We start from the raw sequence: 1,189 nt of genomic DNA, 5'->3' as shown, positions 1-1,189 counted from the left end.
GGGTGCATCCCGATTTTGCAGTGAGCATAAATACTCAAGTTCGGTTTTGAGCAATCAGAGCTAAGCTTTGAGAAGTTGACCTATAATCAGGTGAGTTCTGCGAATGGATGCTGACAAACATGCCCAAATCAAAGCCCACGCTCAAGCAATTGCCGCTTTGCTCTATGAAGAAACAGACCCCCAACAGGTTCAAACCCTCGCAGGCATAGAAGAAGCAGTTCGTGATCACATTCTCGAGTATGTCAGCCCAGAAATGGGAAATTTTTTATCCAAACCAGCAGCGGTACCTGCGCTGGACGCAAACGCAGTATCGACAGCATCCTCGGCAGATTGAGTGTCAGTGAGAAACAAGCTCAGAAACTTGATGTCAAACCCTACACAAGATGGAGTCCGTACCTTGAGAAGTGTTGTCTTCTGTTGAGCGCCAACGGGTCTTACGAGCGCGCCGCTTTTGACATCAAGGTGTTGACGGGTATGGCGGTTTCCCACAGCACTCAGCAACGTCTAGTTCATGCGTTTTGACTTTGAATTGCCCCAAATAGAGCAACCAGTTGAAGAGCTGAGCGTAGATGGTGGAAAAGTTCGTTTACGCACCCCCAAAGGTGAGCCTTGTGTGTGGCGTGATTACAAAGGTGTGAATCTCCATGAACGTGTTGTGGGTGCTTTCTTTCACGAGAATGAAAGCTTAGTCAATTGGGTTAATCACCAGCCATTGGCAACCCCACTCACTTGTTTGGGGGATGGTCATGATGGCATTTGGAATATTTTTGCCGAGATTGGCAGGGACTCCCAGAGATGTGAGATTCTAGATTGGTATCACCTGATCGAGAACCTGGGTAAGGTCGGTGGCTCCCAACAGCGGCTGGATGCAGTGGAAGCTTGCTTGTGGAAAGGGGATGTCGATGGTGCGATTAAACAGTTCTTTGATTGGCAACACCAGCGGGTCAGCAACTTTATTGACTACCTCAACAAGCATCGGCATCGGATTGTCAACTATGGCTACTATCAAGCCGAGGGCATTTCCATTGGCTCAGGAGCAATCGAATCAACCGTCAAGCAATTGGGTCGGCGTATCAAGATTTCGGGGGCTCAGTGGGATGAGAGTAACGTCCCACAAGTCTTGAAGCATCGGTGTGCCTACCTCAACGGGCAATTTTCAACTTGAGTCTTACAAAACTGAGATGCACTC

At 48.6% G+C, this 1,189-nt stretch carries 1 pseudogene; it reads left to right on the top strand.

Annotation, left to right across the window (positions count from 1 at the left end):
* Nucleotides 1–103: 103 nt before the first annotated feature.
* Nucleotides 104–1,165: pseudogene (locus tag F6K46_RS39880) on the top strand (ISKra4 family transposase).
* Nucleotides 1,166–1,189: the final 24 nt, after the last annotated feature.

Source organism: Moorena sp. SIO3E8 (assembly GCF_010692445.1).
GTDB classification, from domain to species: Bacteria; Cyanobacteriota; Cyanobacteriia; order Cyanobacteriales; family Coleofasciculaceae; genus Moorena; species Moorena bouillonii.
This window is presented reverse-complemented; position numbering and strand designations above follow the sequence as displayed.